Source organism: Paraburkholderia sp. (assembly GCF_034668105.1).
Classification (GTDB): Bacteria; Pseudomonadota; Gammaproteobacteria; order Burkholderiales; family Burkholderiaceae; genus Paraburkholderia.
This window is the reverse complement of record NZ_JAXDPY010000367.1, coordinates 1-4,678: the sequence shown is the minus strand read 5'-3', so window position 1 is coordinate 4,678 and position 4,678 is coordinate 1. Positions and strand designations below refer to the sequence as shown.

Genomic DNA, 4,678 nt, shown 5'->3' with positions numbered 1-4,678 from the left:
TCGAGCATCGCGTCGTGTTGAACGGCAGCAAGACGGTGGTGTTTCGCTAAGAGAAAGTAGTCGTCTCAGGTCCGGACCGCACCGCGGTTCTGACCGCATCCCGCCCGTTCTGTGCGAGCCGTGCGTTTTGCGCCGAACGGCGGCGTGCATTCAGTTTCTTCAGCCAGATCAGCCATCCCGTTGCGCTCAGCACGGCGACCGCAATCCCCATCGCGCTAACCAGAATGCGTCCGCCGAGACCGAGGATGCGCCCCGAGTGCAGCGGGAATTGCACCTGCATGAAGATATCGCCCGCCGTGCCCTTGCCGGGAATCTGCGCGCCGAGTTGCTTGCCGGTGGCGGCGTCCCAATACATCCACGGGTTGCCGAGTCCGAAATCGCCGTGATCGTTGCCGGTTGCGTAGAAGCCGACGCCATAGGCGTGCAGGAACTCCGCGTAGTAGAGGCCGCCCGGTGCCACCTTGAGGCTTTGTGCTTTGCCGGCTTGCTCGGCCAGCTGCACGATGCGCTCGCGGCTCAATACCTGATCGCCTGGCTCAGGCTTGCGCAGAATCTCGGGGTTGTTGATTGGATCAGGCGTGAGCGTCGAGAACATCGACACGATTGGCCGCACGACCGGCGCCGAGAGATTCATCGACACCGACGTCAGCGCGACGATCACCAGCAAGCCCCAGATCCACACGCCGCCCGAGCGGTGCAGATCGAAGGTGAGCGCATAGCCGCCGCGCGTGAGGCGAAACGCGAACGACTTGCGCCATGCCTTGAAGCTCGGAAACGACAGCCATAGTGCGACGGCGCTATCGAACAGCCACACGATCCCGACGATACCCATCAGCCACGTGCCGATATCGACACCGCCGGTAAACGGCAATTGCAGCGTGTAGTGCAGTTTGTAGATGAACGGAATCAGATTGAGCCGCGCGAGCGAAACGGCGCCCCATTCGCGCCGTCCCTGAATGTCGCCCGTGGCGGGGTCGACGGCAATCTGGTTGAAGTCGAGCGAGTAGGGCTGCTTCGTGGCGGGGTCGATGCGCGGCAGCACCATCATCTGCAACGTGTGGCCGGGTTCAGCGTCGAGCGGCAAATACGTTACCTGCAGGCGCGGATCGGCCGCTTCGACGCGATGGGCCAACTCGAGCCCTGACAGCGCAGGGCCCGCGGTGCGCGCTTTGAAGAACGACGGGTTCAGCGCCGCATCGAGTTCATGATCCCACGCGATGATCGCCCCGGTCATGCCGGCGACGAATAGAAACAGCGCAATGGCGACACCGAACCAGCGGTGCAGCCGGACGAGTTGCTGCCTCATAAGTAAGCCGGCGAAATGCGGCGGGAATTCTGACGGAGGGTCACGGCAAAGACATGGGTGCAAATGGGAATTGTTCTCATCTTAGGGAATCATGCCAGTGGCTGCAAGTTTCTCGTAAGCGAGACACGGTGCCGTAGAGTCGACACGCCGGCGCTGACGGCCACCCGGTATGGCTTTCAATCAGTGGAGGCAATCGCGAGGCCGGCGCCGCAATTCGCCGTTATGGGGAATATCAGTACGCGGATTACGTGACGCCGGGCGATCCGCGTACGTTGTCGCTGAACGCGCGCATCGACTTCTGAGCATAAAAAAGCAGCAGTTAAATGCCGCTTCAGACTGCCGATCAACCGCATGCTTTTCGGAGCGCGGGGTTTGATTCTTCTTCACACCAGCCGCAGATAAATCAATTCCCGCTTGATGTACGCATAGAAGATCGGCGCCGCGACCACGCCGGGGATGCCGAACGCGGCTTCCATCACGAGCATCGCGATCAGCAGTTCCCAGGCGCGCGCCTCGATCTGACCGCCGACGATGCGTGCGTTCAGAAAGTACTCCAGCTTGTGAATCAGGATCAGGAACACGAGCGACATGATCGCCGCCGGAAAGGTCACCGAGAGCGCCACGGCGACAATGATCGTGTTCGAGATCAGATTGCCGATCACAGGCAGCAAGCCGACGATGAACGTCACCAGCACAAGCGTTTTGGAGAGCGGCAGCGTGTCGTGAAAGATCGGCAGGATGACCAGCAGGAAGATGCCGGTGAAGACCGCATTGATCGCGGAGATCTTGACCTGAGCGAATACGATGCGGCGAAACGCGTCGGCGAAACGGCTCACGCGCGTGACGAACGCCGTGGACAACGGCAGCCGCTGCATATGCCTCTGCGCCCCCACGGCGATGATCGCGCCGATGATCATGCCGATCAGGATGTGCGTGAAAGCGCGCGCGGCAGACTTGCCGCTTTGCTGCAGCATGTTCGCGTGCGTCTGCATCAGTTCGGCCGCCTTCGTTTTCATCTGCTCTGTATCGACCGGCAGATAGTTGGCGACGAATTGCGGAATCCGGCCGCGCGCCTGGTCGATCAACTGCATTGCCTGGTCGAGCAGCTTCTGGACGCTCGGCACGTCGTTTTCGAAATGTTCGATGATGCCGAGCGTCAGCCCCGTCAGTGCACCGACAATCACCGTCGAGAGGATCACCACCGCGAGCCAGCGCGCGCGCTTACTCGACATATGCCGTTCGATGCGCGGCGCGATGGTGTGCACGAGTTGAAACACGAGTAGCCCGGCCAGCAACGCGCCGAGCAAACGCAGTTCGATGACCGCCCACATGCCGAACAGCATCAGCACGTAACTGCCGATTTCGACCGCCGACAGATCCGGCAGGCTCATGTCGCTAGTCAGCCTCACCGCGCGTGGGCGTAGGTCCTGCACTTGCCCGTCGTCGCGCGCCTGATTCCGCTTGGCCATGGCTTATTCCGTCTCCAACCCGTGTTGTGCAGCGTTACTTTCTGCTGGCGGTGCGTTTGAGCAGCGGCGCCAGATACTTTCCGGTAAAACTTGCCTTTGACTTCGCGACCTGCTCCGGCGTGCCTTGCGCGATGATCTGCCCGCCGCCGGCACCGCCTTCCGGACCGAGATCGATCACCCAGTCGGCGGTCTTAATTACATCGAGATTATGCTCGATGATCACGACGGTATTACCCTGGTCTCGCAAACGATGAATGACTTCGAGCAGTAAGGCAATATCGTGAAAGTGCAGACCGGTAGTCGGCTCGTCAAGAATGTATAGAGTGCGACCGGTGTCGCGCTTGCTCAGTTCCAAAGATAGTTTGACGCGCTGTGCCTCGCCACCGGAGAGGGTGGTGGCCGACTGACCCAGCCGGATATAGCCCAGACCCACGTCCAGCAAGGTTTTCAGCTTGCGCGCGACGACCGGCACAGGCTTGAAGAACTCGTAGGCGTTCTCCACCGTCATATCGAGCACTTCGCTGATGTTCTTGCCTTTGTACTGAACATCCAGCGTTTCGCGGTTGTAGCGCTTGCCGTGGCAGACGTCGCAGGGAACGTACACGTCCGGCAAGAAGTGCATCTCCACCTTCAGCACGCCGTCGCCCTGGCAGGATTCGCAGCGGCCACCCTTCACGTTGAACGAGAAGCGGCCGGCTTCATAACCGCGTTCCTTGGCGGCGGGCACACCCGCGAACAATTCGCGGATCGGCGTGAACAGGCCCGTGTAAGTGGCCGGATTCGAGCGCGGCGTGCGGCCGATCGGCGACTGGTCGACGTTGATGACCTTGTCGAAGTGCTCCAGACCTTCGATCGATTCGTACGGCGCAGGCTCGGCGGAAGACCCATACAGGTGATGCGCGACCGCGTGATACAGCGTGTCGTTGATCAGCGTGGACTTGCCCGACCCGGACACGCCGGTCACGCAGGTCAGCAGGCCGACCGGCAGATCGAGCGAGACGTGCTGCAGGTTGTTGCCGAACGCCTCGACGATCCGCAGACGCCGCTCGTCCGGTTCCTTGCGCTCGTCCGGGAATTCGATGTTGCGGGCGCCGGACATGTACTGCCCGGTCATCGACGCCGGATTCGCCTGCACCTGCTTGGGTGTGCCTTCGGCGATCACCATTCCGCCGTGCTCGCCCGCGCCCGGCCCCATGTCGACCACGTAGTCGGCCATGCGGATCATGTCCTCGTCGTGTTCGACGACGATCACCGAGTTGCCCAGGTCGCGCAGATGCTTGAGCGTGGCGATCAGCCGGTCGTTGTCGCGTTGATGCAGACCGATTGACGGCTCGTCCAGCACGTACATCACGCCGGTCAAACCCGAACCGATCTGCGAGGCGAGACGAATCCGCTGCGCCTCACCGCCCGAGAGCGTTTCCGCGCTCCGTTCGAGCGACAGATAGTCGAGGCCGACGTTATTCAGGAACATCAGCCGTGCGACGATTTCCTTGACCACCTTGTCGGCGATCTCGCGTTTCGAGCCTTCGAGCCGCAGCGTCTGGAAATAGCCCAGCGCGTCGCGCAACGGCCAGCCGCTGATTTCGAAGATGCCGCGCGCGTCGCCGTCCGAGCCGATCCGCACGAAACGCGCTTCCCGGCGCAGCCGCGTGCCGGCGCAAGCGGGGCAGGCCTGATTGTTCTGATACTTGGCGAGTTCTTCGCGCACCGCGACCGAATCGGTCTCGCGGTAACGCCGCTCCAGGTTCGGGATGATCCCTTCGAACACATGCTCGCGCACGGAAGTGCGGCCGCGCTCGTTGATGTAGGAGAACGGGATCTCCTGCTTGCCCGAACCGAACAGCAGAATCTTGCGGACTTTCTCCGGCAGGTCTTCGACGGCCGTGTCGATGTCGAACTCGTA

The 4,678-nt window shown here is 61.7% G+C and carries 3 protein-coding genes; all 3 read right to left on the bottom strand.

The features are described 5' to 3' along the window. Positions 1–46: 46 nt before the first annotated feature. Complete coding sequence (locus tag QOC89_RS16515) at positions 47–1,306, bottom strand: PepSY-associated TM helix domain-containing protein (protein ID WP_323045990.1); 1,260 nt, start codon at positions 1,304–1,306, stop codon at positions 47–49. A gap of 383 nt (positions 1,307–1,689) precedes the next feature. Continuing rightward, a complete protein-coding gene (locus QOC89_RS16510) occupies positions 1,690–2,775 on the bottom strand; it encodes an AI-2E family transporter (RefSeq protein ID WP_323045989.1) in 1,086 nt (361 codons plus the stop codon). Positions 2,776–2,809: 34 nt separating this feature from the next. After that, a partial coding sequence (uvrA, locus tag QOC89_RS16505) for an excinuclease ABC subunit UvrA (RefSeq protein WP_323045988.1) occupies positions 2,810–4,678 on the bottom strand: 1,869 nt, incomplete at its 5' end.